Here is a 24,422-nt window from a genome sequence, read left to right as displayed (position 1 = left end):
GCGGTCCGCGGGATCCGGCACGTCTCAGTCAAAACTGGGAATAATGTTGGCCTTGTCGATCGAGTCGATCGGCAACAGGAATTCGTTGTTATCCACCTGGACCACAACATCCTGCTCCTCCACGCCACGGAGAAGGCCCTGAAAGTTACGACGACCTTCAAAGGGCGTACGCAGCTTGATCTTCACTTGTTCACCGGCATGCGAAGCGAACTGTTCCAAGGTGAACAGTGGGCGTTCCATGCCAGGAGAGGACACTTCAAGGGTGTACTCGGAACTGATCGGATCTTCGACATCGAGAACACCGCTGATTTGACGACTGACAATCGCGCAGTCATCAACCAGGATTCCATCCTCTTTATCGATATAGATACGCAGTACCGAATGTTTGCCTTGAGAGATGAATTCGATCCCCCAGCATTGATAGCCAAGAGCCTCGACCACCGGGGCCAACAAGGCCTGCAACTGTTCTAGCTTGCTCGACACCTGAACCCCCTCGTGCATGCTATGCAAATAAAAAATGGGCAAAGCGCCCATCCCTGATACGCCGTTGAATACCGGCGTTATGACTGTTCAGCCAAGAAAAAGCCCCTGCAAAAGGGGCTCCGCTGAAACTGGTTGCGGGGGCTGGATTTGAACCAACGACCTTCGGGTTATGAGCCCGACGAGCTACCAGACTGCTCCACCCCGCGACAAAGCTGGGGCGAAAGTATACGACCGAACCCCGACAGGGTCAATCTAACCTCCACCTACAAGAAAGCCCGCTGTAGCGGGCTGTCTTGTTTCAATTGGTACCGAGAAGGGGACTCGAACCCCTACACCCTATGGGCACAACCACCTCAAGGTTGCGTGTCTACCAATTCCACCACCTCGGCAATACTACTTTGAAACCCGTTACTTCTGCTCTTGAGCGGGAGGAACATCGCCAGTGTTAGTGGCTTCGCTCTTCTGCTCCTGGAGCACCGGTACATCATCTGTTGCCGGCTTTTGCTGCTTCACTTCCAAGACCGCTGGATCTGGCAACCCTACTTGAGTCAGCTCGTGAGCTTTCTCCTTAGCAAAGTATCCTAACCCAAGAGCAGTTAAGAAGAAAGAGGCAGCTAGTATAGCAGTAAACTTACTCAGAAAGGTAGCAGAACCTTGGCTTCCGAACACAGTATTTGAAGCACCTGCGCCGAAAGATGCACCCGCTTCCGCACCTTTACCCTGTTGCAGCAACACCAGCACTACCAAACCCAGCGCGCCCAACAGATGCAAAACAACGATCACTGTTTCCAGCATTTTTCAGTTTCCTGCGGCGCGACAAATTGCACCGAATTCGTCTGCGTTCAGGGAAGCCCCACCAATCAGGCCCCCATCGATATCCGGCATGCCGAACAGTTCAGCCGCATTGGCCGCCTTCACGCTGCCGCCGTATAGAAGCCGCACATTCGCCGCGACTTCCGGGTTCTTTGCCGCCAGCTGCTCGCGAATGGCTTTATGCACATCCTGAGCCTGCTGTGGCGAGGCCGTCAGCCCTGTACCGATGGCCCATACAGGCTCATAGGCAATCACCGCACTGGCGAAGACTTCGACACCGAACGCTTCGATGACGCTGTCCAGCTGACGCCCGACAATCTCAAGCGTTTTACCCGCTTCGCGCTCTTCGAGGGTTTCCCCTACACAGAGCACCGGCTTCAAACCGCAAGCCTGTGCCGCAGCGAACTTGCGATTGAGGACTTCGTCGTTCTCGCCAATGATCTGGCGGCGTTCGGAGTGCCCAATCAGTACCAGCTCGCAACCTGCCTCGGCCAGTTGACTCGGTGCAATCTCACCGGTCAGTGCGCCTTGCTCAGGCTGTACCGCAGAATTCTGAGCGCCGACGGCGATCGCCTTGCCTTGTACGCCATCAATTACCTGATTGATGTACAGGGCGGGGGGAAACACCGCGACCTCGACACCGCTCGGCAGGGCGAGATTACTCAAGCCCTTGATCAGCTCAGCGACGCTGGCGCGGGTACCGTGCATCTTCCAGTTACCAGCTACCATAGGGCGACGCATGCTGTACCTCGTCGGTCAAAGAGGGCGCAGATGTTACCCAACCCGATCACCTCTGGCAAGCCTATTTCAAACGCAAACTTCACTTACCAGTTTTGCCAGGGCTTCGGCGTGGCCGCGCACCTGACTTTCGTCCTCGCCTTCGACCATTACCCGCACCAGAGGCTCTGTCCCGGACTTGCGCAGCAGCACACGGCCACGACCGGCCAGGGCCTCGGTAACCTTGGCACTGGCTTCCTGAACGGCCGGATGCTCAAGCGGGTCGACCTTGCTCGCGCCGAAGCGCACATTGATCAGTACCTGCGGGCATTTGCGCAGGGCCTGGCGAGCCTGGGCGAGGGTTTCCTCACGGCGTTTGAGGGCCATCAGCACCTGCAGCGCGGCGATGATCGCATCACCGGTGGTGGTGTGGTTGCAGCACACCACGTGCCCGGAGTTCTCGCCACCGATCACCCAATCGCGCTCCAGCAGCTCGGCCATCACGTAGCGGTCACCGACCTTGGCGCGCACGAACGGAATGTCTAGGTCCTTCAGGGCCAGCTCCAGGCCCAGATTACTCATCAGGGTACCCACCACCCCGCCCTGCAGCTTGCCGCGCTCGTGCAGGTCACGGGCGATGATGAACAGCAGTTCGTCACCATCGACGATGGTGCCCGTGTGGTCCACCATCAGCACCCGATCGCCGTCGCCATCGAAGGCAATACCCAGATCGGCATGACCAACCAGCACCGCCGCCTGCAGCGACTCGATATGGGTCGAGCCGCAGTTCTCGTTGATGTTCAGGCCGTCAGGCTGCGCCGATAGCACGGTGACATCAGCACCCAGCTCGCGGAACACGCTGGGCGCAACCTTGTAGGTAGCGCCATGGGCGCAGTCGACCACCAGCTTGAGGCCGGCGAAATCGGTGCTGCTCGGCACGCTGCTCTTGCAGAACTCGATGTAGCGACCGGCCGCATCGTTGATGCGCGAGACCTTGCCCAGCTTGCTCGATTCGACCACGGTCATCGGCTGGTCGAGCAACTCCTCGATCATCAGCTCGACTTCATCCGGCAGCTTGGTGCCTTGGCCGGAGAAGAACTTGATGCCGTTGTCGTCATGGGGGTTGTGCGAGGCACTGATGACGATGCCCGCTTCGGCATGGAAGGTACGGGTCAGGTAGGCGATGGCCGGGGTCGGCATCGGCCCCAGCAGCATCACATCGGCGCCGGCGGCGGAAAGGCCTGCTTCCAGAGCCGACTCGAACATGTAGCCGGAAATGCGCGTGTCTTTACCCACCAACACCCGGCAGGCACCCTGCTTGCGAAAGGCCATGCCAGCCGCCCAGCCGAGCTTGAGCATGAAGTCAGGGGTGATGGGGTATTCGCCGACACGGCCACGAATACCGTCGGTACCAAAATATTTTCTGCTCATAGATGCTCCATCACTCTTATTCGGCGGCTTGCACCGCAGCAATCATCCGCACTACATCGGCGGTTTCGGCGACATCGTGAACGCGCAGTATGCTCGCGCCCTGGGTCATCGCCAGCGCAGCCAGGGCCAGGCTGCCATAGAGCCGCTCACCGACCGGACGGCCCAGGGCCAGGCCGATCATGCTCTTGCGTGAAACGCCCACCAGCAACGGACGCCCCAATCGATAGAGCGCCTGCATGTGCTTGAACAGGCTGAGGTTGTGCCCGAGGGTCTTGGCAAAGCCGAAACCCGGATCAAGGATGATCCGTTCGGCCTCGATGCCCACGGCCGCACACGCAGCCATTCGCTCTTCAAGATAGCTCGCCACCTCGGCGGTGACATCCTGGTATTGAGGATCGTCCTGCATGTCGCCGGGCTCACCGCGCATGTGCATCAGGCACACCGGCAAACCAGTGGCTGCCGCAGCATCCAGGGCGCCATCACGACTGAGCGAGCGCACATCGTTGATCAACCCGGCACCAAGCCTGGCCGACTCGCGGATTACGGCTGGCGTCGAGGTATCGACCGAGATGATCACATCGAGTTCGCGATTGATCGCTTCGACGATAGGCGCGACACGCTCCAGCTCTTCCAGTGCCGACACCGCGCGAGCGCCTGGGCGAGTGGACTCGCCACCGACATCGACCAGGGTTGCGCCGGCATCCACCATCGCCTCGGCGTGGCGCAAGGCCGCATCACGCTGGGTGAAGCGACCGCCATCGGAGAAGGAATCGGGGGTGATATTGAGGATACCCATGACATGGGTACGGGACAAATCAAGAACCCGGTTGCCGCAAGGCAACCGGGTCGGGTACTGCTGTGAGGTCATATATGCCCTTAGACTTGCGCCGCTGGACCGCCGATCGGCGACTCTGGGCGTGGAGCCGAGGCATCTGGAGTGCCTGATCCACCCTCCCAGTCACGCGGCTCGCGTGGCTCGCGACCGGCCATGATGTCGTCGATCTGATCGGCATCGATGGTCTCGTACTTCATCAGCGCGTCGGCCATGGCGTCGAGCTTGTCGCGGTTCTCGGTGAGGATCTGCTTGGCCGTGGCATAGCACTGGTCAATGATGCTGCGCACTTCGGAGTCGATCAGCTTGGCGGTTTCACCGGAGACGCTGGCGTGCTGGGAACCGGCGCTGCGACCGAGGAACACCTCGCCCTCTTCTTCGGCATACATCAAAGGACCCAGTTTTTCCGATAGCCCCCACTTGGTGACCATGTTGCGAGCAATCTGGCTGGCCCGCATGATGTCGTTGGAGGCACCGGTGGTGACACCATCGAAGCCCAGGGTCATCTCTTCGGCGATACGGCCGCCGTACAGCGAGCAGATCTGGCTGATCAGCGCGCGCTTGGACAGGCTGTAACGGTCTTCCTCAGGCAGGAACATGGTTACACCCAGTGCCCGGCCGCGAGGGATGATCGACACTTTGTAGACCGGATCGTGCTCGGGCACGACGCGACCGACAATGGCATGGCCAGCTTCGTGATACGCGGTGTTCTGCTTCTCTTTCTCGGACATGACCATGGTCTTGCGCTCGGCGCCCATCATGATCTTGTCTTTGGCCAGCTCGAACTCTTTCATCTCGACCACGCGCTTGCCGCCACGGGCAGCGAACAACGAGGCTTCGTTGACCAGGTTGGCAAGGTCGGCACCGGAGAAGCCCGGGGTACCACGGGCAATAACGGCTGGATTGACGTTGTCGCCAATCGGCACCTTGCGCATGTGCACCTTGAGGATCTGCTCACGACCGCGGATATCCGGCAGGCCAACGACAACCTGGCGGTCGAAACGGCCTGGACGCAGCAGCGCCGGGTCGAGTACGTCCGGACGGTTGGTCGCGGCGATGACGATGATGCCGTCGTTCATTTCGAAGCCGTCCATCTCTACCAGCAACTGGTTGAGGGTCTGCTCGCGCTCGTCGTGACCGCCACCCATGCCGGCGCCACGATGGCGACCGACGGCGTCGATTTCGTCGATGAAGATGATGCACGGTGCGTGCTTCTTGGCCTGCTCGAACATGTCGCGAACACGGCTGGCACCGACACCAACAAACATCTCGACGAAGTCGGAACCGGAGATGGTGAAGAACGGCACCTTGGCTTCACCGGCAATGGCCTTGGCCAGCAGGGTTTTACCGGTACCTGGCGGGCCGACCATCAGCACGCCGCGCGGAATACGACCGCCCAGGCGCTGGAATTTGCCCGGATCGCGCAGGAACTCAACCAGCTCGCCGACTTCTTCTTTAGCTTCGTCGCAACCGGCAACGTCGGCCAGGGTAGTTTTTACCTGGTCTTCGGAGAGCAGGCGCGCCTTGCTCTTGCCGAAGCTCATCGGCCCGCCCTTGCCACCGGCGCCGCCCTGCATCTGGCGCATGAAGAACATGAATACGGCAATGATGACCAGGATCGGGAAGCTGGCGACCAGCAGTTGGGTCCAGATGCTCTGTTGCTCTGGCTGCTTGCCTTCAACCACGACGTGGTTGTCGACCAGATCACCGATCAGGCCGTTGTCCTGAATGGCCGGACGGATGGTCTTGAAGCTGTCGCCATCGGTGCGTTTACCGGTAATGACGTAGCCGTCGACCGCAACGCGCTCGACCTTGCCATCCTTGACCTGCTGAATGAAGTCGGAATAGTTGAGGGTCTGCGGCTCATTCGGGCTGGAGAAGTTGTTCATCACCGTCACCAGGACAGCCGCGATGATCAACCACAGGATCAAGTTCTTTGCCATATCGTTCAATTAGCTACCCTCTGAAGCCGGCTGACGGCGCAGCCGTGCCTCGCATGATATTCACCGGCTTAACTTACTACATAACCTACACATCTGCAGGCGCCGTCTGTAACCCTTTGTGAAACCTAGACTACACGAAGTACATCCAGGTCAGGCAGGAGAGCCGATTGGAAAAAACTATCGGATACCCTGGAAGCCGCCGGCCTGACGCCCCTACTCGCCGCGATACCCCCGCGCCAGCAAGTACTGCTCGCGGGAGCGGTCCCGCGAAGAATCAGGCTTGAGCATCTGGACCTTGTCGAATTTCTGACGAGCGTCCTTGAGGTATACGTCAAACCCTTCGCCCTGGAAAATCTTGATCAAAAAATCACCACCCGGCTTGAGTACCCGGGTCGCCAGATCAAGGGCCAGCTCACAGAGAAACATGGCCTTGGGAATATCCACGGCAGGCGTACCACTCATATTGGGGGCCATATCGGAAATCACAAGGTCTACGTGTGAATTACCCACTGCTTCGAGAATCTGCGCCAGCACTTCGTCCTGGGTAAAGTCGCCCTGGATGAAGGTAACGTCGGGAATGCTGTCCATTTCGAGGATATCGGAGGCGATCAAACGGCCCTGACCGCCGATCAGACGACTGGTCACCTGCGACCAGCCACCCGGTGCCGCGCCAAGATCGACGACGCTCATGCCGGGGCGGATAATCCGGTACTTTTCCTGGATTTCCAGCAATTTATAGCTCGCACGCGAGCGATAACCATCCTTTTGCGCTTTTTTAACGTAAGGATCGTTGAAGTGTTCTTTCAGCCAGCCAAGGCTTGTCTTGGAACGCGCCATTGGGCACCTCGATGATAAGGGTCGTGATTAACTGGGCGGATCCACGGGCCCTCGGGTAAAATGGCCGCCATTTTTACAGAATCAGACAAAGGGTCAGATTATGCCGCTCAATAACGAGCAGAAGAAACAGTACAAATCCATTGGCCACGATCTGAAACCAGTTCTGATTGTGGCAGGCAATGGGCTGACTGAAGGGGTTATCGCCGAACTCGAACGCGCCCTGGCCGATCACGAGCTGATCAAGGTCGAAATTCGCTCCGAAGACCGCGAAGAACGTGCCGCCGCAATCGCCGCCCTGTGCAAGGCCGGCCGCGCCGAACTGGTACAGACCATCGGCAAGAAGGCGCTGATCTATCGCCGCAATCCACAGCCGAACAAACAGCTGTCGAACATCCACCGTTACAAGTGATGTTCGCCGCGGTCAGTGGCGCGCCTTGCGCGCCCTGCCCGGCACGGGTTGCATGACCAGCAGCAGGCCGGTCAGGCCCAGCACCAGGTAGCAGAACAGCTGCCAGCGCAACTCCTCCGGCATGCCCACGCGCAAGGCGAAATACACCACGCACGCCAGCATCGCCATCGACAGCAATTGCCCCCGCATATCCCGCCACAGACTGGCCAGGCCCTGAGCCTGCATCAGCACCAATGCCTGCACGCCTGCGCAAAACGCCGCAAACGCGACCAGCAACGATGCCATCAGGCTGCCGATATCCTCGATCAGCAGCGGCGCCAGGCCAATCTTGCCCAACGCCGGCAGCAAACCGAAATGCAACATCCACAGGCCGCCAACCCAGAACACCTGGGTCAGTTGCCAGATCACCGCGGCCGCGGCAAAGCCGCGGCGTCGGTCAGATGTGTTTGACTTCGACAATCTCGTACTCGACCGTACCGCTTGGCGTCTTGATCACCACGGTATCGCCCTCTTCCTTGCCGATGATGGCGCGGGCGATCGGCGCACCGACCGAGAGCTTGCCGTTCTTGACGTCCGCCTCGTCCTCGCCAACGATCTGGTAGGTCACCTCTTCGTCGGTTTCGGTGTTGGCCAACACTACGGTGGTGCCGAAAATCACTTTGCCGGTATGGGCAATGGTGGTGACGTCGATCACCACCGAGTTCTGCAGACGGCCTTCGATATCGCGGATACGCGCCTCGACCATACCCTGCTCTTCACGGGCAGCGTGGTACTCGGCGTTTTCCTTGAGGTCGCCCAGCTCACGGGCCTCACCAATGGCCTGGCTCAGGCGCGGACGCTCGGTCTTGCTCAGGAACAGGTGCTCTTCCTCCAGGGCGCGAGCGCCCTGGACGGTCATCGGGTACTTGGTAATGCTCATGCTTTGAGTCCTGCATGCAGATCCTGCAAGCGGCGAACGGTCTTTTCCGGACCAAATTTCAGCGCTTCGCAGATGGCTTCACCGGCCGCAATGGTGGTGGTGCAGTAGATCTTGTGCTGCAACGCATTGCGACGAATCGAGTAGGAGTCGGCGATCGACTGACGACCTTCGGTGGTGTTGATGATCAGCGACACTTCGTCGTTCTTGATCATGTCGACCACGTGCGGACGACCTTCGGTCACCTTGTTCACGCGACGCACTTTCAGGCCAGCCGCTTCGATGACCTTGGCGGTACCGACGGTGGCAACCACTTCGAAGCCCAGGGCGATCAGGTCGCGGGCAACGCCGGCCACTTGTGGCTTGTCGTCGTCACGCACGCTGATGAACGCGGTACCGCCAGTCGGCAGCACTTCGCTGGCACCCATCTGGGCCTTGGCGAAGGCTTCACCGAAGCTGTCGCCGACACCCATGACTTCACCGGTGGATTTCATCTCAGGGCCGAGGATCGGGTCAACACCCGGGAACTTGGCAAACGGGAACACCGCTTCCTTGACGCTGTAGAAGTTAGGAATGATTTCCTTGGTGAAGCCGATTTCCTTCAGCGATTTACCAGCCATGACGCGCGCGGCAATCATCGCCAGCGAGGTGCCGATGCACTTGGAGACGAATGGTACGGTACGCGAGGCGCGCGGGTTGACTTCGATCACGTAGATCTTGTCGCCCTGCAGGGCCAGCTGCACGTTCATCAGGCCGACAACGCCCAGCTCCAGGGCCATTTTCTTGACCTGTTCGCGGACTTCGTCCTGCACATGGGCCGGCAGCGAGTACGGTGGCAGCGAGCACGCCGAGTCACCAGAGTGAACACCGGCTTGTTCGATGTGCTGCATGATCGCGCCGATCACCACATCGGTGCCGTCGCAGACCGCATCCACGTCCATCTCGATAGCGCAGTTGAGGAAGTGGTCGAGCAGCACCGGGCTGTCGTTGGACACTTGCACCGCTTCACGCAGGTAGCGCTTGAGCTCGTCCAGCTCGTAGACGATCTCCATGGCGCGGCCGCCCAGTACGTAGGACGGGCGCACCACCAGCGGGTAACCGATCACGCCGGCAGCGCGAATCGCTTCGTCTTCGCTGCGCACGGTGGCGTTTGGCGGCTGCAGCAGGTTCAGGCGCTGAACCATCTGTTGGAAACGCTCGCGGTCTTCGGCGCGGTCGATGGCGTCCGGGCTGGTACCGATGATCGGCACGCCGGCTTCTTCCAGGGCGCGGGCCAGTTTCAGCGGGGTCTGGCCGCCGTAGTGGACGATCACGCCTTTGGGCTTCTCGACGCGAACAACTTCCAGCACGTCTTCCAGGGTCAGCGGCTCGAAGTACAGGCGGTCGGAAGTGTCGTAGTCGGTGGAGACGGTTTCCGGGTTGCAGTTGACCATGATGGTCTCGTAACCGTCTTCACGCAGGGCCAGTGCTGCGTGCACGCAGCAGTAGTCGAACTCGATACCCTGGCCGATACGGTTAGGACCGCCACCGAGGATCATGATCTTGTCACGGGTCGACGGCTTGGCCTCGCACTCTTCCTCATAGGTCGAGTACAGGTAGGCGGTGTCGGTGGCGAACTCGGCGGCGCAGGTGTCGACGCGCTTGTAGACCGGGAACACTTCCAGCTTGTGGCGGTGACGACGCAGGTTCTTGTCGGTGATACCCAGCAGCTTGGCCAGACGCTGGTCGGAGAAGCCCTTGCGCTTCAGGCGCAGCATCAGGTCCTTGTCGATCGCCGACAGGGCCAGGGTCTTGACCTTCTCTTCTTCCTTGATCAGGTCTTCCATCTGCACCAGGAACCAGTGATCGATACCGGTCAGGGCGAAGATTTCGTCGCAGGTCATGCCCGAACGCATGGCGTCGGCGACGTACCAGATGCGCTCGGCGCCCGGCACGGTCAGCTCGCGCTTGAGGATGCTGGCAGCGTCAGGGCTGGCCAGGTCGACTTTCGGGTCCAGGCCGCAAACGCCAACTTCCAGGCCACGCAGGGCTTTCTGCAGCGATTCCTGGAAGGTCCGGCCGATGGCCATGACTTCACCCACGGATTTCATCTGGGTGGTCAGGCGGGCGTCGGCTTTCGGGAATTTCTCGAAGGCGAAACGTGGCAGCTTGGTGACGACGTAGTCGATCGACGGCTCGAAGGACGCCGGGGTACGGCCGCCGGTGATGTCGTTCTGCAGCTCGTCGAGGGTGTAACCGACGGCCAGCTTGGCAGCGATCTTGGCGATCGGGAAGCCGGTGGCTTTCGAGGCCAGCGCCGAGGAACGGGAAACCCGCGGGTTCATCTCGATCACGACCATGCGGCCGGTGTCCGGGCAGATACCGAACTGCACGTTGGAACCGCCGGTCTCGACACCGATTTCACGCAGCACCGCCAGCGAGGCGTTGCGCATGATCTGGTATTCCTTGTCGGTCAGGGTCTGTGCTGGCGCCACGGTGATCGAGTCACCGGTGTGCACGCCCATCGGGTCGAAGTTCTCGATCGAGCAGACGATGATGCAGTTGTCCTTTTTGTCGCGGACCACTTCCATCTCGTACTCTTTCCAGCCGATCAGCGATTCGTCGATCAGCAGCTCTTTGGTTGGCGACAGGTCCAGACCACGGGCGCAGATTTCTTCGAATTCTTCACGGTTGTAGGCGATGCCGCCACCGGTGCCGCCCATGGTGAAGGACGGACGGATGATGCACGGGAAGCCGAGCTTCTCGAGCACCGCGTTGGCCTCTTCCATGCTGTGGGCGATGCCGGAGCGCGGGCACTCAAGGCCAATGGCCTTCATGGCGGTGTCGAAGCGCGAACGGTCTTCAGCCTTGTCGATGGTGTCGGCGTTGGCGCCGATCATCTCTACGCCGAACTTTTCCAGAACGCCTTCGCGCTCCAGGTCCAGGGCGCAGTTCAGGGCAGTCTGGCCACCCATGGTCGGCAGCAGCGCGTCAGGACGCTCCTTCTCGATGATCTTGGCAACGGTCTGCCACTTGATCGGCTCGATGTAGGTGGCGTCGGCCATGGCCGGGTCGGTCATGATGGTGGCCGGGTTGGAGTTCACCAGGATGACGCGGTAGCCCTCTTCGCGCAGGGCTTTACAGGCCTGGGCGCCGGAGTAGTCGAATTCGCAGGCCTGGCCGATCACGATCGGGCCAGCGCCGAGAATCAGGATGCTTTTGATGTCTGTACGTTTTGGCATGGGTTGTCACTCAATTCCGCAGGTCAGTCGGCAAGCCGCATTGAACAATCTTGGGGGCGGCACCTGAACGCGGCTTGCACCGGTCCAGGGCCTTCTCGCCAGATGCTCAGCGGCGCTTGGCCATGGCATCGATGAAACGGTCGAACAGTGGCGCGACGTCGGTCGGGCCCGGGCTGGCTTCAGGGTGGCCCTGGAAGCTGAACGCGCTCTTGTCGGTGCGCTCGATACCCTGCAGGGTACCGTCGAACAGCGACTTGTGGATGGCGCGCACGTTGCCCGGCAGGGTCGCTTCGTCAACCGCAAAGCCGTGGTTCTGGCTGGTGATCATGACCACGCCGGTGTCCAGGTCCTGGACCGGGTGGTTGGCGCCGTGGTGACCATGACCCATTTTCACGGTCTTGGCACCGGAGGCCAGGGCCAGCAACTGGTGGCCCAGGCAGATGCCGAATACCGGGATCTCGGTTTCGAGGATGTCCTTGATCGCCTGGATCGCGTAGTCGCAAGGCTCCGGATCGCCAGGGCCGTTGGACAGGAACACGCCATCAGGGTTGAGTGCCAGAACTTCGCTGGCCGGGGTTTGCGCCGGCACTACGGTCAGGCGGCAACCGCGGGCAACCAGCATGCGCAGGATGTTCAGCTTGACGCCGAAGTCGTAGGCAACCACGTGGTAAGGCAGCTCGGACGCCTCGATTGTGGCGTGGCTGTCGGTCTTCAGCTCCCAGACGCTGGAGCGCCATTCGTAGCTGCTCTTGGTGCTGACGACTTTCGCCAGGTCCATGCCCTTCAGGCCCGGAAAACCGCGAGCGGCGGCGATTGCAGCCTCTTCGCTGATGTTGTCGCCGGCGAGGATGCAGCCGTTCTGCGCGCCCTTCTCACGCAGGATGCGGGTCAGGCGACGGGTGTCGATACCTGCGATCGCCACTACGTTGTTGGCCTTGAGGTAGTCAGGCAGGGATTGCTTGTTGCGCCAGTTGCTCGCGATCAGAGGCAGGTCGCGAATCACCAGGCCCGCCGACCAGACGCGGTCGGACTCGGCGTCTTCCGGCGTGGTGCCGGTGTTGCCGATGTGCGGGTAAGTCAGGGTAACGATTTGCTGCGCATAGGAAGGGTCAGTCAGGATTTCCTGATAGCCGGTCATTGCGGTGTTAAACACCACCTCACCAACGGTTTGTCCGTCGGCTCCAATGGCTTCACCGCGAAAAATGCTGCCATCGGCAAGGGCGAGTATGGCTGGCTTAGTCAAGAAGACCTCCCGTAAATCAAGCCTGAAGGGGCGATCGCAGGTTGCAAAAAAGCGGAATGACGTATAGACACGTCACCCCGCTTTCTTCGTCGAATTATCTGCGCGCTTTTAGTGGACACACTAAAGCTGTAGCTTACAGAAAAACGCTTTTTTGGTCTACCACTGATGTGCCTGAAAGGCGCAGGAATGCGACAGGGCGCACTGGGAGGGTCTTGTGGGAGCGGGCTTGACCCGCGATTGCGGCGTGACAGACAAACCGCAATCGCGGGTCAAGCCCGCTCCCACAGGGGATACAGCGCAGGTCAACGCAGGTCGAGCACGTCCTGCATGTCGTACAAGCCAGGCTCGCGCCCGTCCAGCCACAGCGCGGCACGTACCGCACCCTTGGCGAAGGTCATGCGACTGGAGGCCTTGTGGGTGATCTCCAGGCGCTCACCTTCGGCAGCGAACAGCACGGTGTGATCACCGACCACATCGCCAGCGCGCACAGTGGCAAAACCGATGGTCTTGCGATCACGGGCGCCGGTCTGGCCTTCACGGCCATACACCGCCACTTCCTGCAGGTCACGGCCCAGGGCATTGGCAACCACTTCACCCATGCGCAGCGCGGTACCCGACGGCGCATCGACCTTGTGCCGGTGGTGCGCCTCGATGATCTCGATATCGACATCATCGCCCAGCACCCGCGCCGCCATGTCCAGCAACTTGAGGCTGAGGTTGACGCCAACGCTGAAGTTGGCGGCGAAGACGATAGGAATGTCCTTGCCCGCCTCGGCCAGCAGTTGCTTTTCTTCGACCGAGAAACCGGTGGTGCCGATGATCATCGCCTTGCCTGCCTTGCGGCAGAACGCCAGGTTCTTCAGGGTCACCGAGGGGTGAGTGAAGTCGATCAGCACGTCGAACTCGTCGGCAACCTTGGCCAGGTCGTCCGACAGCAACACACCGATTCGGCCCAGAGCCGCCAGCTCACCGGCATCAGCGCCGACCAGCGAACTGTCCGGGCGATCGATCGCTGCGGTCAGCCCGGCACCCGGGGTTTGCTGCACCGCTTCGATCAGGGTCTTGCCCATGCGCCCTGCAGCGCCCATTACCGCTATACGTCGCATGCCCTATTCCTTCTTACAGATCGCCGAAGAAGCGTTTCACGCCTTCGAACCAGCCATTGGCTTTCGGCGAGTGGGAACTGTCGCCCTCCAGCGAATCACGCAGCTCTTCGAGCAGCTCACGCTGGCGACGGCTGAGGTTGACCGGGGTTTCCACCGCGACCCGGCACATCAGGTCACCGGCACCACCACCGCGAACCGGTGCCACACCTTTGCCGCGCAGACGGAACTGCTTGCCGGTCTGGGTGCCTTCCGGGATCTTCAGCTTGACCCGGCCATCGAGGGTCGGCACTTCCAGCTCGCCACCCAGGGCAGCGTCGGTGTAGCTGATCGGCACTTCACAATACAGGTGCTTGCCGTCGCGCTGGAAAATCGGGTGCTCACGCACGTTGATGACAACGTACAGGTCGCCAGTCGGGCCGCCGTGCGAACCGGCTTCACCTTCACCAGACAGACGAATACGGTCGCCGGTATCAACGCCAGCCGGGACCTTGACCGACAGTGTCTTGTACTCTTCGATGCGCCCTTCGCCGTGGCACGAGTCGCACGGGTCGGTGATGATCTTGCCCTGGCCGTGGCAGCGCGGGCAGGTCTGCTGGACCGAGAAGAAGCCCTGCTGCATGCGCACCTGGCCGATACCGCCGCAGGTCGGGCAGGTCGACGGCGACGAGCCTTTCTTGGCCCCGGAACCGTCGCACGGCTTGCAGTTGACCAGCGTCGGCACACGGATATTGACCGTGGTGCCGCGCACGGCTTCTTCCAGGTTCAGTTCCAGGGTGTAGCGCAGGTCGCTGCCACGCTGGGCGCCACCGCGCGAACCACCACGGCCACCGCCGAAGAAATCGCTGAACACATCGCCGAAGATATCCGAGAAGTTCGCGCCGCCGAAACCGGCACCGCCGCCACCCATGCTCGGATCCACGCCGGCATGACCATACTGGTCATAGGCCGCACGCTTGCTGGCATCGGAGAGCACTTCGTAAGCCTCGTTGGCTTCCTTGAATTTCTCTTCCGAGTCCTTGTCATCAGGATTACGGTCCGGGTGATGCTTCATCGCCAGGCGGCGATAGGCCTTCTTCAGGTCCGCTTCACTGGAGCCGCGCTCAACTCCCAGAACTTCGTAATAGTCACGCTTTGCCATAAGTCTTTGCACTCTTGAGGACGTTCGGCAAACCTCTGCGCATTCCGCGCTGTGCCGCCAGCACCCGCCTCACCTGCCCCACGGGCGGCTGACAGATGCTGTAAAAATTCGGGTATTGCAGACACGCCAACGCGGGAGCAAGCCCCCGCGCGGCGACATCCTACCAGCCAACCATCAATAAACAGTCAACTGGCCGACAACCTGTAGCAATTACTTGTTGTCTTTGACTTCTTCAAACTCGGCATCGACGACGTCGTCGTGCTTGGCTTCCGGCTCAGCTTGCTGGGCGCCACCCTGAGGCTGTTCAGCCGACTGCTCGGCGTACATCTTCTGGGCAACCGGAGCCGAGACCTTCGACAGCTCTTCGACTTTAGCGTCGATGGCAGCCTTGTCGTCGCCCTTGATGGCGGCTTCCAGGGCAACCACGGCCGCTTCGATCGCGGTTTTCTCGTCAGCAGTGACCTTGTCACCAGCATCAACGACCATCTTGCGAGTCGAGTGAACCAGTGCATCGCCCTGGTTACGGGCAGCGGCCAGCTCTTCGAACTTGCGGTCTTCTTCCGAGTTCGCTTCAGCGTCGCGGATCATCTGCTGAATTTCTTCATCAGACAGGCCGGAATTGGCCTTGATCACGATCGACTGGGTCTTGCCAGTGGCCTTGTCTTTGGCGCCGACGTGCAGGATGCCGTTGGCGTCGATGTCGAAGGTCACTTCGATTTGTGGCACACCACGTGGAGCAGGTGGAATGTCGGCCAGGTCGAACTTGCCCAGGGACTTGTTCTGAGCAGCCTGCTTACGCTCACCTTGCAGCACGTGAATGGTCACGGCGCCCTGGTTGTCATCGGCAGTCGAGAACACTTGCGACTTCTTGGTCGGAATAGTGGTGTTCTTCTCGATCAGCGCGGTCATCACGCCGCCCATGGTTTCGATACCCAGGGTCAGCGGGCTGACGTCCAGCAGCAATACGTCCTTGACGTCACCGGCCAGTACCGCACCCTGGATGGCAGCACCCATGGCAACCGCTTCGTCCGGGTTGACGTCTTTACGCGCTTCTTTGCCGAAGAAGTCGGTAACCGCTTTTTGCACCAGCGGCATACGGGTCTGACCGCCGACCAGGATCACGTCGTCGATCTTGCTGACGTCGATACCGGCGTCTTTCATGGCGATGCGGCATGGCTCGATGGTGCGCTGAACCAGGTCTTCTACCAGCGATTCCAGCTTGGCGCGGGAGATCTTCACGTTCAGGTGCTTAGGACCGGTGGCGTCTGCAGTGATGTACGGCAGGTTGACGTCGGTCATCTGGCTCGAAGACAGCTCGATCTTGGCCTTTTCAGCGGCTTCTTTCAGGCGCTGCATAGCCAGCGGGTCACCCTTGAGGTTCATGCCGCTTTCTTTCTTGAACTCGTCGACGAGGTAGTCGATCAGGCGGATGTCGAAGTCTTCACCACCGAGGAAAGTGTCACCGTTGGTGGCCAGAACTTCGAACTGGTGCTCGCCATCGACTTCGGCGATTTCGATTACCGAAACGTCGAAGGTACCGCCACCCAGGTCATAAACGATCACGGTGTGATCGCCCTTGGCCTTGTCCATGCCATAGGCCAGCGCAGCCGCGGTCGGCTCGTTGATGATCCGCTTGACGTCCAGACCGGCGATACGGCCGGCGTCTTTGGTGGCCTGGCGCTGGCTGTCGTTGAAGTAGGCCGGAACGGTGATCACCGCTTCGGTCACTGGCTCGCCGAGGTAGTCTTCGGCGGTCTTCTTCATTTTTTTCAGGATTTCAGCCGAGATTTGTGGCGGCGCCATTTTCTGGCCGTTCACTTCAACCCAGGCGTCGTTGTTGTCAGCTTTGACAATTTTGTACGGAACCATCTGGATGTCTTTCTGCACCACTTCTTCTTCGAAGCGACGACCGATCAGACGTTTTACCGCGTACAGGGTGTTGTGCGGGTTGGTGACCGCCTGGCGCTTGGCCGACTGGCCAACCAGGATTTCGCCGTCGTTGGCGTAGGCGATGATCGACGGCGTGGTACGAGCGCCTTCGGCGTTCTCGATGACCTTGACGTTGCCGTTTTCCAGAATGGAGACACAGGAGTTGGTGGTCCCCAGGTCGATACCGATGATTTTACCCATGTTAACTCTCCCGAAACTTGAATTTGGTTGCCGCAGCAGTGGTGGCTAACTGCGGTAATACTTGAATGCTTGACACCTAGATGGGGGCGCCGAAAACGATTTCAAGCCTGCTCGTCAATCGACGGCGAAACCGCTGCCGGGGCCTTGCTGACCACGACCATGGCCGGGCGCAGCAGGCGACCGTTGAGCTGGTAGCCCTTCTGGAACACCTTGAGCACGCTGTTGGGCTCGACCTCGGCGCTTTCCTGCATGGCCATCGCCTGATGGTGCTCGGCATTGAACGGTTCGCCGTGCGGGTCGATGGCCTCGAGGTTGTAGCGCTTGAGGGTGTCGTGGAACATCTTCAGGGTCAGCTCGATACCTTCGCGCATCGGGCGAATGCTCTCGTCGTCGGGGCTGGACAGTTCCAGGCCGCGCTCGAGGCTGTCGATGACCGGCAGCAGGTCACCGGCGAATTTTTCCAGGGCGAACTTGTGCGCCTTTTCTACGTCCTGCTCGGCGCGGCGGCGCACGTTCTGCAGGTCGGCGGCGGTGCGCAGGGATTGATCCTGGGCCGCCGCCAGCTGCTCTTCGAGCACCTGCACGCGGGCGCTCAGCTCTTGGTCGCCAGTCGCTTCGGCGTTCAGATTCTGTTCATCCAGCTGTTCGTCAGCCATAAAATCTCTCCTCTCGAATAAGGTCTGCGAGCATTACTCGCGCGTCTGCCGGCTATATGGGGTCGCAAAACCCAGGTTCAAGGGCCGGCAACACAGCTTGTACACATTCGCTCATAACCCAGCGCAATCAGAACCGCGCCGCGATTACCAAATTGAACTAAACATCAGCATTGTCAGCGGATTTGAAAACACTGTATAAATAACCAGACCTAACGCCTGGGAGCCGCCCCAATGCTGGTGCACCTGTCCGTACACAACTACGCCATCGTCGAACACCTGGACCTCGAGCTCGCCCGCGGGATGAGCGTCATCACCGGTGAAACCGGGGCCGGCAAATCGATCATGCTCGACGCCCTGGGCCTGACCCTGGGCGATCGCGCCGACAGTGGCGTGGTGCGCCCAGGGGCCGACAAGGCCGACATCCTTGCCACCTTCGACCTGGTCGACATCCCCGAGGCGCGCAGCTGGCTCGCCGAACGCGACCTCGACAGCGACGGCCCGTGCATCCTGCGCCGGGTGATCACCGCCGAAGGCCGTAGCCGTGGCTATATCAACGGCACGCCCTGCCCGCTCGGCGACCTCAAGGCCCTGGGCGAGCTGCTGATCGATATCCACAGCCAGCACGAACACCAGTCACTGCTGAAAACCGACACGCATCGGCGCCTGCTCGATGAATACGCCGGCGCCACCGACCTCGCCCGCCAGGTCCAGCTTGCCGCCCAGCGCTGGCGCCAGACCCGCCAGGAGCTGGAGCGGCTGTCCAATTCCGGCGACGAGCAGCGCGCGCAGCACCAGTTGCTCAGCTACCAGCTCGAAGAACTCGACAACCTTGGCCTGGGCGAGAACGAGCTGGAACTGCTGGAGCAGGAACACAAGAACCTGACCAACGCCGAAGCACTGTTCGGCATCTGCCGCCAGGTCATCGACCACTGCAGCGAGAACGACTCGGGCAACGTGCTCAATGCCCTGACCGCCAGCCTTAACCGCCTGACCGCCGTGCACAACGCGCCCAAGGCCCTGGGCGAGGCAGCCAGCATGATCGCCAGTGCGCAGATCCAGGTAGAAGAAGCGGTTGGCGAGCTGAACCGCTTCCTCGACAACTTCGACGCCGACCCGGCGCGCCTGCAACAGCTCGAAGAGCGCCTCGACACCATCTATACCCTCGCCCGCAAACACCGGGTGCACCCCACTGAGCTGGCTGGCCTGCAGCAACGCCTGATGGAAGAGCTGGAGAACCTCAACGCCAACGACGAATCGATCGAGCGCCTGGGTGAAGAACTGGCCGCCTATGCCCGCCACTACCAGGACAAGGCCGGCGAACTGAGCGCCCTGCGCCTGCAAGCCGCCAGCCAGCTGGCCAGTGCAGTGGAGCAGGAAATCCAGCGCCTGGGCATGCCGGGCGGGCGTTTCAGCATCGAGCTGCGGCCCAACAGCAGCGACGAACTGCAACCCCAGGGCCTGGAGCAGGTCGAGCTACTGGTCAGCGCCAACCCCGGGCAGCCGCTCAAGGCCCTGGCCAAGGTGGCTTCCGGTGGCGAGCTGTCGCGGATCAGTCTGGCGATCCAGGTGATTACTGCACAGACCTCGCGCATCCCGACCCTGGTGTTCGACGAAGTCGACGTCGGCATCGGTGGGCCAACGGCAGAGATCGTCGGCCAGCTGCTGCGCCGCCTGGGTGAACGCGGCCAGGTGCTGACCGTCACTCACTTGCCTCAAGTAGCAGCCCAGGGCCATCACCACCTGTTCGTGCACAAAGTGCGCGACAGCGATGCCACCCACACCGCAGTGGCCAACCTGGGCAAGCGCGAGCGCGTTGAAGAGGTTGCACGCATGCTCGGCGGCATCGACCTGACCAAAGAGTCCCTGGCCCACGCCCGCAAGATGGTGGTCACCAGCAAGGCCTGAAACGCGCAGCTATAAAAAGCTGCCAGCCAGAAAGCACGAAGGCGACCCCAGGGTCGCCTTCAGTACATATGCAGCAATGTAATAATTGCTTACTTTTTCTTGCGTACGTACAGGACCAGATTGTGGTCCACCAGCTCGAAACCGTGCTCTTCCACGATTTGCTTCTGGCGCTTCTCGATTTCACTGTCGAAGAACTCGATGACTTCGCCGGAATCGACGTTGACCATGTGGTCGTGGTGACCACCGTCAGCCAGCTCGAACACGGCGTGGCCGCCATCGAAGTTGTGGCGCACGACCAGGCCTGCGGCTTCGAACTGGGTCAGAACACGGTAAACCGTGGCCAGACCGACGTCCTCGCCTGCCTCCATCAGCGCTTTGTAGACATCCTCAGCACTCATGTGACGCTGCTCGGTAGAGTCGAGCATCTGTAGAATTTTCACTCGAGGCAGTGTCACCTTGAGACCGGCTTTGCGCAGTTCGCTATTTTCAACCATGGTCAGCTTTCTCGCCGATGCTGCTTCGCAGCTTCTCTGAATACGGGTATGATCGGGGTTTACGTTGTCCAGCCAAGATAGTGGAAGTCGCCCACCGATGCAAAACACCAAGCTCTTGCTAACCAGCCTCACCTTCGTGGGACTGCTCGCACTCGCCGGTTGCTCGTTCCCCGGGGTTTACAAAATCGACATCCAGCAGGGCAATGTCGTCACGCAAGACATGATAGACCAATTGCGCCCCGGAATGACCCGTCGGCAAGTACGGTTTATCATGGGCAACCCGCTGATCCAGGATACCTTCCACACCAATCGCTGGGATTACCTGTACAGCCTGCAGCCTGGCGGCGGTGAGCGCCAACAGGAACGCATGAGCATCTTCTTCAACGAGAACGATCAGCTCAGCAGCCTGTCCGGCGACTTCATGCCGGGTGTCAGCCGCGACCAGGAAATCCTCGGTGGCAGCGGCGATACGACTGTCAGCCCGACCGGCAGCACCGAACCCGCTGCGCAGGAAAAACCTGCCAAGCCAGGCTCGCTGGAAGACACCATCCAGAAAGACGTGGATACCATTGAGGTCATCCCGGTGCCGGTGCCAGAGCCGCTGGATACCTCGCCGCAGTGATGAAAGACAGAGAGAGCTGGAAGGTGTCTTCCAGCTCTCTTGCCATACGCCCTACAGTGGTTTCAGTACGCAGACTTGTCGCGCTAGAGCTCAGTTAACCTCAGATTATCCATCGAAAAATCATTTCCTGTCGCTGAAGCCACATGGCAATGAAGCTGGACGTGCATATAATCCCTAGTTGCAGTGAAGTTACCCTTCAATTGCCGCCAACTCGTGCCAGCAACTATCGTCCTAGAAATAACAGGCATATTATCGGCAGTAACCGAAACCTGCGGAATAGGTGCAATATTGTCATATTGTCGAATATTCATCATAAACGTATATACCCTACCGACTTCCAAGCCGTAGAACTCTTTCTGCAAAAATATCCCCGTCAAGTAGAGCGAGTGGGTATTATTGTACAGCGTCGCATTACTCCCCTCATACCTAATACTCATGTCATTCGCTTGTGCAGCCGGCCCTTTCACCCATCCATTCCAGCTTCCACCGTCAAAGGTAGTAATATTTTCGTACTGCGAGCGCAGCAGCAATGTTAAAGATGGAAACTCCAAAGCTGCACTTTCTTGCGAACTCCGATCCGGAGTAACCCTGCAGGTGAATCTCAAGTTACTCAGAGACTTCAGTACGACCAAGTGCTGCCGTCGCAATACAATTTTTAACCCTTGAGTAACCTGCGCCTGTGTTACTGAGTGATTCAAAAGTACGTCAAAATTGTAATTTGTACCATCCTGCCTCGTGCCGTGCCCACGCAGCCAAACTCTTTGCCCAGGCAAAATAAACCACCATGCCGCCAGATTTAATTCTGCATGCCCGTAAAAATTGCGTAATTCCAAAGAACCTTGAGTCGCCTGGCGTACAGACATAAACGGAAAACGCACAGGCCAAGTGACGAACAAGTTCAGGACCCCTGAAACCTGTATCTTTTGATCACGAGAAACTGTGTAGCTGATCTTCACAGTTTTACCGCTAGCCACAATCACCGCTTCACGCGGCACAAAAAAGTCGACGTAACCCGATCCAGGATTGCCAGGCTTGGCAGTGATCGGTAAACAACTTCCGTCCCCACGCCGCCAGCACGGCTGGATACTGTGCTGCGAGCTCATACGCTCGTAGCGAACCCGCAACGTCACGCCATCCCGACCGTTGTACACCGTCAAGGTGTTGCCAACCGCTTGCACAACCTGCGGCGCGGGCAGCTGCAAATCGGCTTGTACAACTTGCAGTGACAGCAGCGGAAACTCCCTGGCTGTGGACCTGTCGACTTTTCCATCAAAATTGACCGCGAAGTGCAGCTGTAAATGACTGTAATCCGCCAGTTGCTCAAGCTCATTTCGCGCCAGCAGTGTACTTACGCCATTCGCCAGCCATTCTGCCGGCAATGGCATGCCTTCCAATACCTGGAAAGTGTGCTCACCCCCGCTCTCGAGTTGCCCTGTCACGGTCAACCAACACGCCTGGCCAACCTCGACAAAATCCCATGGTTCAACCGTGGCAACCGCATCACCGGGGAAGGTATTGAGGTCCAGCCAGCGGCCTGTGGACTGCTCTACAGCCGGGGTCGGCAACACATCGATGTCGAGTATCTGGATCTCAAGCTGCGGCGACTCCCAAGCCCCACCTTCACGCCAGACTGAGTAAGCTGCGAAGACCCTACCGTTGAAGTTTGCGCTTATTGCTTGAGGAGGAATCCGAAAATTGACAACCTGCGAATCACCGACAATCTGGCACTCAAGCTCTGGCGTCCCCGCACCCGGCGCCCCCTGCCAGGTGGCACACACCCGGTCATTGCAGCACATGTTTTCGTAGGCCACCTGGAGGGTCGCACCCTCGACGGCATTGGCTGGGTTGAGAACAAAATTACCTGAACCACAGTCTGTTGCTTCGACAACAGCAGGAGGCGAGAGGCTTAGATGAGGCTCCGTCAGGATAGTAACGGTTTTAAGCGGGAAGAGTTGATGCGCACTGGACACGCCAGGATTGAGTTGAATCATTAATTGCAAAAATACCAACTCGCCATGAGCAAATTGCCGAAGCTTGTCCAGCGGCAGCTTCCTACTCCAGCCACCCGCCACATCAGCGGCTGTAATTAGATCCCCCTCATACAGCATGAACTGCGCAGAAGGCCCCATTAGCGCCAAGCGCGTCACTCGCTGGCCAACTTTGACAAAAGGCCAAGGCTCAATATAAACATCGGGGTCTTCACAGCACAACAACGAAAGATCCAGCTTCCCTTCCGCAGTCATTTGCAGCACTGTGGTTTCCGGCAGATCTTCGGACCGCAGGCTGATTGAGTATTCGCTGACCGGCGAAGTGAACGTCTCATCATCACGAACAACTTCACAATAGATACGCGCCGTCGCTGCGATTCGCAAGCCCAGTAGATAGTGAGATACCTGGAACAGTGCACAACCCTGTTCCTCTACCCAAACCTCGATAGATTGATATTCATCATCAACTGTTTGCCAATAAACACGAATAGTGTCATCAGCCGTAAGCCCCTCATAACAGACTTTGACCGTCGCGGCATTACCCTGCTGATGTTTCATCGGGTAATAGGTTGTGCCTTCGGCGCCGACAAGTTCAACGACCGGTTCAATTTTTATTGATGCGGACATGGTGAAGTCCCATTCAAGTGTATGTGACTACTCAAGGCCATACCTTCAGCCTTTCACGTCACAGCTAACCTCAATTAGAAATCACCGACTACTGGTAAAAATGCTAGGTCAACTCGACGTCAGCAAGCAAGATTGCTCAGCGCTTGGCTTTCTTGAAGACCCGAGCAACCTTGGCCGCGCGCTGTTTGCGCACCTCTTTCGGGTCCGCCAGCAAAGGCCGATAAAGCTCGATGCGATCACCCACCTCAACCTTGTGCGCTTCAGGATTGGCGATCACCCGGCCAAAGACCCCGACCGGGCAGGCCTGAATATCGGCCTCGGGAAAATGCGCGGCGATCCCCGACAGTTTTACTGCTTCATTGATAGTCGCACCCGCCGGCACCTCAACACTGAGCAGCACCTGCCGCTCAGCCACGGCATACACCACCTCGACGGTCAGCAAGGCTTCAGACATGGAGCTGCTTGGCACGCTGGCAGAAAGCATCGACAAGAGTGTTGGCGGCCTGGTTGAACAACGGCCCCAAGGTGGCACGCACCAATGGCCCGGCGTAATCGAACGACAGGTCGAGGCTGATCTTGCAGGCTTTCTCGCCCAACGGCTTGAACACCCAGACACCATGCAGCTGGGAAAATGGCCCTTCTTCAAGGTTCATTTCGATGGACTGGCCCGGCACCAGCACATTGCTGGTTACAAACTGCTGGCTCATCCCGCCCTTGGCTACCTCAAGGCGTGCGCGCATGTGCGTGTCGCTTTCTTCGATCACGGTGCTGGACGAACACCAGGGCAGGAACTCCGGGTAGCGCGCGACATCATTGACCAGGTCGTACAGGGCCTGGGCGGGATATGGCAGCAGGGCCGAACGTTGAATATGGGTAGTCATCCAGGGGTCGATTCCAAAGCTGAGCGGCAA

22 protein-coding genes and 2 tRNA genes are annotated in these 24,422 nt (G+C 59.5%); 3 read left to right on the top strand and 21 right to left on the bottom strand.

Going from position 1 to position 24,422, the window contains the following annotated elements:
* Positions 1-24: 24 nt before the first annotated feature.
* The 9 genes from rimP to rlmE all read right to left on the bottom strand — a co-directional run bounded on the left by rimP (position 25) and on the right by rlmE (position 7,056).
* Positions 25-483, bottom strand: a complete 459-nt coding sequence (gene rimP, locus BLR26_RS07055) for a ribosome maturation factor RimP (protein ID WP_045200046.1) — start codon at positions 481-483, stop codon at positions 25-27.
* Between the two features lie 129 nt (positions 484-612).
* Positions 613-689, bottom strand: a tRNA-Met gene (locus BLR26_RS07050).
* 97 nt (positions 690-786) lie between these two features.
* A tRNA-Leu gene (locus BLR26_RS07045) sits at positions 787-872 on the bottom strand.
* 19 nt (positions 873-891) lie between these two features.
* Entirely contained in the window at positions 892-1,278 is a 387-nt protein-coding gene (gene secG / locus BLR26_RS07040; RefSeq protein WP_038998663.1) for a preprotein translocase subunit SecG, read from the bottom strand.
* Positions 1,279-1,281: 3 nt separating this feature from the next.
* Entirely contained in the window at positions 1,282-2,037 is a 756-nt protein-coding gene (tpiA, locus tag BLR26_RS07035; RefSeq protein WP_045199723.1) for a triose-phosphate isomerase, read from the bottom strand.
* 66 nt (positions 2,038-2,103) lie between these two features.
* The gene (gene glmM / locus BLR26_RS07030; RefSeq protein ID WP_045199725.1) at positions 2,104-3,444 is read right to left on the bottom strand and encodes a phosphoglucosamine mutase; all 1,341 of its coding nucleotides are present in this window, start codon (positions 3,442-3,444) and stop codon (positions 2,104-2,106) included.
* Between the two features lie 16 nt (positions 3,445-3,460).
* Positions 3,461-4,312 (bottom strand): dihydropteroate synthase, encoded by an 852-nt coding sequence (folP, locus tag BLR26_RS07025; protein ID WP_093379300.1) that lies wholly within the window; start codon positions 4,310-4,312, stop codon positions 3,461-3,463.
* 8 nt (positions 4,313-4,320) lie between these two features.
* The gene (ftsH, locus tag BLR26_RS07020) at positions 4,321-6,219 is read right to left on the bottom strand and encodes an ATP-dependent zinc metalloprotease FtsH (protein ID WP_038998658.1); all 1,899 of its coding nucleotides are present in this window, start codon (positions 6,217-6,219) and stop codon (positions 4,321-4,323) included.
* 213 nt (positions 6,220-6,432) lie between these two features.
* A complete protein-coding gene (rlmE, locus tag BLR26_RS07015; RefSeq protein WP_010222974.1) occupies positions 6,433-7,056 on the bottom strand; it encodes a 23S rRNA (uridine(2552)-2'-O)-methyltransferase RlmE in 624 nt (207 codons plus the stop codon).
* A gap of 100 nt (positions 7,057-7,156) precedes the next feature.
* On the opposite strand from rlmE, the gene yhbY reads away from it, so the two are divergent.
* On the top strand, positions 7,157-7,465 hold the full coding sequence (gene yhbY, locus BLR26_RS07010; protein ID WP_038606752.1) for a ribosome assembly RNA-binding protein YhbY: 309 nt from the start codon (positions 7,157-7,159) through the stop codon (positions 7,463-7,465).
* Positions 7,466-7,477: 12 nt separating this feature from the next.
* On the opposite strand, the gene BLR26_RS07005 is transcribed toward yhbY, so the two are convergent.
* From BLR26_RS07005 to grpE, 8 genes are all read right to left on the bottom strand, one after another.
* A complete protein-coding gene (locus BLR26_RS07005) occupies positions 7,478-7,873 on the bottom strand; it encodes a hypothetical protein (protein WP_045199737.1) in 396 nt (131 codons plus the stop codon).
* A gap of 28 nt (positions 7,874-7,901) precedes the next feature.
* Complete coding sequence (gene greA, locus BLR26_RS07000) at positions 7,902-8,384, bottom strand: transcription elongation factor GreA (protein ID WP_176794211.1); 483 nt, start codon at positions 8,382-8,384, stop codon at positions 7,902-7,904.
* The gene (carB, locus tag BLR26_RS06995) at positions 8,381-11,602 is read right to left on the bottom strand and encodes a carbamoyl-phosphate synthase large subunit (RefSeq protein ID WP_045199739.1); all 3,222 of its coding nucleotides are present in this window, start codon (positions 11,600-11,602) and stop codon (positions 8,381-8,383) included. The genes greA and carB overlap by 4 nt, the downstream gene beginning before the upstream one ends.
* 106 nt (positions 11,603-11,708) lie before the next feature.
* Positions 11,709-12,845, bottom strand: a complete 1,137-nt coding sequence (gene carA / locus BLR26_RS06990; RefSeq protein ID WP_045199740.1) for a glutamine-hydrolyzing carbamoyl-phosphate synthase small subunit — start codon at positions 12,843-12,845, stop codon at positions 11,709-11,711.
* 302 nt (positions 12,846-13,147) lie between these two features.
* Complete coding sequence (dapB, locus tag BLR26_RS06985) at positions 13,148-13,951, bottom strand: 4-hydroxy-tetrahydrodipicolinate reductase (RefSeq protein ID WP_038998653.1); 804 nt, start codon at positions 13,949-13,951, stop codon at positions 13,148-13,150.
* A gap of 13 nt (positions 13,952-13,964) precedes the next feature.
* Positions 13,965-15,089, bottom strand: a complete 1,125-nt coding sequence (gene dnaJ / locus BLR26_RS06980) for a molecular chaperone DnaJ (RefSeq protein WP_045199742.1) — start codon at positions 15,087-15,089, stop codon at positions 13,965-13,967.
* Positions 15,090-15,299: 210 nt separating this feature from the next.
* The gene (dnaK, locus tag BLR26_RS06975) at positions 15,300-17,219 is read right to left on the bottom strand and encodes a molecular chaperone DnaK (protein WP_038998651.1); all 1,920 of its coding nucleotides are present in this window, start codon (positions 17,217-17,219) and stop codon (positions 15,300-15,302) included.
* Positions 17,220-17,320: 101 nt separating this feature from the next.
* Positions 17,321-17,875, bottom strand: coding sequence for a nucleotide exchange factor GrpE (grpE, locus tag BLR26_RS06970; protein ID WP_045199745.1), 555 nt, complete (start codon positions 17,873-17,875; stop codon positions 17,321-17,323).
* A gap of 231 nt (positions 17,876-18,106) precedes the next feature.
* Here grpE and recN point away from each other — a divergent pair, with 231 nt between their 5' ends.
* A complete protein-coding gene (gene recN, locus BLR26_RS06965) occupies positions 18,107-19,780 on the top strand; it encodes a DNA repair protein RecN (protein ID WP_093379297.1) in 1,674 nt (557 codons plus the stop codon).
* Between the two features lie 89 nt (positions 19,781-19,869).
* Here the strand turns inward: recN and fur are convergent, their stop codons facing one another.
* Complete coding sequence (gene fur / locus BLR26_RS06960) at positions 19,870-20,274, bottom strand: ferric iron uptake transcriptional regulator (RefSeq protein WP_045199750.1); 405 nt, start codon at positions 20,272-20,274, stop codon at positions 19,870-19,872.
* A 97-nt stretch (positions 20,275-20,371) separates the two neighbouring features.
* Between fur and BLR26_RS06955 the strand changes: the two genes are divergently transcribed.
* Positions 20,372-20,896, top strand: coding sequence for an outer membrane protein assembly factor BamE (locus tag BLR26_RS06955; RefSeq protein ID WP_045199752.1), 525 nt, complete (start codon positions 20,372-20,374; stop codon positions 20,894-20,896).
* Between the two features lie 83 nt (positions 20,897-20,979).
* Here BLR26_RS06955 and BLR26_RS06950 read toward each other — a convergent pair whose 3' ends face one another.
* The 3 genes from BLR26_RS06950 to BLR26_RS06940 all read right to left on the bottom strand — a co-directional run bounded on the left by BLR26_RS06950 (position 20,980) and on the right by BLR26_RS06940 (position 24,392).
* On the bottom strand, positions 20,980-23,511 hold the full coding sequence (locus BLR26_RS06950; RefSeq protein WP_093379293.1) for a carbohydrate binding domain-containing protein: 2,532 nt from the start codon (positions 23,509-23,511) through the stop codon (positions 20,980-20,982).
* Positions 23,512-23,647: 136 nt separating this feature from the next.
* The gene (locus BLR26_RS06945; protein ID WP_093379289.1) at positions 23,648-23,965 is read right to left on the bottom strand and encodes an RnfH family protein; all 318 of its coding nucleotides are present in this window, start codon (positions 23,963-23,965) and stop codon (positions 23,648-23,650) included.
* Positions 23,958-24,392: a type II toxin-antitoxin system RatA family toxin gene (locus BLR26_RS06940; RefSeq protein ID WP_045199756.1), complete on the bottom strand. Its 435-nt coding sequence runs from the start codon at positions 24,390-24,392 to the stop codon at positions 23,958-23,960. The genes BLR26_RS06945 and BLR26_RS06940 overlap by 8 nt, the downstream gene beginning before the upstream one ends.
* Positions 24,393-24,422: the final 30 nt, after the last annotated feature.

This window comes from Pseudomonas sp. UC 17F4 (genome assembly GCF_900101695.1).
GTDB lineage: Bacteria > Pseudomonadota > Gammaproteobacteria > Pseudomonadales > Pseudomonadaceae > Aquipseudomonas.
This window is presented reverse-complemented; position numbering and strand designations above follow the sequence as displayed.

Bases quoted from the DNA above. Each gene is read 5' to 3' on its own strand.
- secG (WP_038998663.1), bottom strand. From the start codon at position 1,278: ATGCTGGAAACAGTGATCGTTGTTTTGCATCTGTTGGGCGCGCTGGGT.
- tpiA (WP_045199723.1), bottom strand. From the start codon at position 2,037: ATGCGTCGCCCTATGGTAGCTGGTAACTGGAAGATGCACGGTACCCGC.
- glmM (WP_045199725.1), bottom strand. From the start codon at position 3,444: ATGAGCAGAAAATATTTTGGTACCGACGGTATTCGTGGCCGTGTCGGC.
- folP (WP_093379300.1), bottom strand. From the start codon at position 4,312: ATGACCTCACAGCAGTACCCGACCCGGTTGCCTTGCGGCAACCGGGTT.
- ftsH (WP_038998658.1), bottom strand. From the start codon at position 6,219: ATGGCAAAGAACTTGATCCTGTGGTTGATCATCGCGGCTGTCCTGGTG.
- rlmE (WP_010222974.1), bottom strand. From the start codon at position 7,056: ATGGCGCGTTCCAAGACAAGCCTTGGCTGGCTGAAAGAACACTTCAAC.
- yhbY (WP_038606752.1), top strand. From the start codon at position 7,157: ATGCCGCTCAATAACGAGCAGAAGAAACAGTACAAATCCATTGGCCAC.
- greA (WP_176794211.1), bottom strand. From the start codon at position 8,384: ATGAGCATTACCAAGTACCCGATGACCGTCCAGGGCGCTCGCGCCCTG.
- carB (WP_045199739.1), bottom strand. From the start codon at position 11,602: ATGCCAAAACGTACAGACATCAAAAGCATCCTGATTCTCGGCGCTGGC.
- dapB (WP_038998653.1), bottom strand. From the start codon at position 13,951: ATGCGACGTATAGCGGTAATGGGCGCTGCAGGGCGCATGGGCAAGACC.
- dnaJ (WP_045199742.1), bottom strand. From the start codon at position 15,089: ATGGCAAAGCGTGACTATTACGAAGTTCTGGGAGTTGAGCGCGGCTCC.
- dnaK (WP_038998651.1), bottom strand. From the start codon at position 17,219: ATGGGTAAAATCATCGGTATCGACCTGGGGACCACCAACTCCTGTGTC.
- grpE (WP_045199745.1), bottom strand. From the start codon at position 17,875: ATGGCTGACGAACAGCTGGATGAACAGAATCTGAACGCCGAAGCGACT.
- recN (WP_093379297.1), top strand. From the start codon at position 18,107: ATGCTGGTGCACCTGTCCGTACACAACTACGCCATCGTCGAACACCTG.
- fur (WP_045199750.1), bottom strand. From the start codon at position 20,274: ATGGTTGAAAATAGCGAACTGCGCAAAGCCGGTCTCAAGGTGACACTG.
- BLR26_RS06955 (WP_045199752.1), top strand. From the start codon at position 20,372: ATGCAAAACACCAAGCTCTTGCTAACCAGCCTCACCTTCGTGGGACTG.
- BLR26_RS06950 (WP_093379293.1), bottom strand. From the start codon at position 23,511: ATGTCCGCATCAATAAAAATTGAACCGGTCGTTGAACTTGTCGGCGCC.
- BLR26_RS06945 (WP_093379289.1), bottom strand. From the start codon at position 23,965: ATGTCTGAAGCCTTGCTGACCGTCGAGGTGGTGTATGCCGTGGCTGAG.
- BLR26_RS06940 (WP_045199756.1), bottom strand. From the start codon at position 24,392: ATGACTACCCATATTCAACGTTCGGCCCTGCTGCCATATCCCGCCCAG.